Here is a 932-nt window from a genome sequence, read left to right as displayed (position 1 = left end):
GCGGCCCTCACCGGTCTGGTGAACCGCTACGCGCGGGACAAGAAGCTGCTGCGGGAGAAGGACGACAACCTCGCCGGCGAGGACATCCGCGAGGGCCTGACGGCGATCATCTCGGTCAAGCTGGGCGAGCCGCAGTTCGAGGGCCAGACGAAGACCAAGCTGGGCAACACCGAGGCGAAGACCTTCGTGCAGAAGGTCGTCCACGAGCACCTCAGCGACTGGTTCGACCGCAACCCCAACGAGGCCGCGGACATCGTCCGCAAGGCGATCCAGGCCGCCACGGCCCGCGTCGCGGCCCGCAAGGCCCGCGACCTGACCCGCCGCAAGGGCCTCCTGGAGAGCGCCTCGCTGCCCGGCAAGCTCTCCGACTGCCAGTCCAACGACCCGACGAAGTGCGAGATCTTCATCGTCGAGGGCGACTCCGCCGGCGGCTCCGCCAAGTCCGGCCGCAACCCGATGTACCAGGCCATCCTGCCGATCCGCGGCAAGATCCTGAACGTCGAGAAGGCCCGTATCGACAAGATCCTCCAGAACACCGAGGTCCAGGCGCTCATCAGCGCCTTCGGCACCGGCGTCCACGAGGACTTCGACATCGAGAAGCTCCGCTACCACAAGATCATCCTGATGGCGGACGCCGACGTCGACGGCCAGCACATCAACACCCTGCTGCTTACCTTCCTCTTCCGCTTCATGCGCCCGCTGGTCGAGGCCGGACACGTGTACCTCTCCCGCCCCCCGCTCTACAAGATCAAGTGGGGCCGGGACGACTTCGAGTACGCGTACTCCGACAGGGAGCGCGACGCGCTCGTCGAGCTCGGCAAGCAGAACGGCAAGCGGATCCGGGAGGACTCGATCCAGCGCTTCAAGGGTCTGGGCGAGATGAACGCCGAGGAGCTGCGCGTCACCACCATGGACGTCGACCACCGCGTGCT

At 66.6% G+C, this 932-nt stretch carries 1 protein-coding gene; it reads left to right on the top strand.

The features are described from left to right. On the top strand, positions 1 to 932 hold a 932-nt coding region (locus EF903_RS33030), incomplete at both ends, for a toprim domain-containing protein (RefSeq protein ID WP_260616247.1).

Origin of the sequence: Streptomyces sp. WAC05292 (genome assembly GCF_003949955.1) — a bacterium.
Lineage (GTDB): Bacteria > Actinomycetota > Actinomycetes > Streptomycetales > Streptomycetaceae > Streptomyces > Streptomyces globosus.
This window is presented reverse-complemented; position numbering and strand designations above follow the sequence as displayed.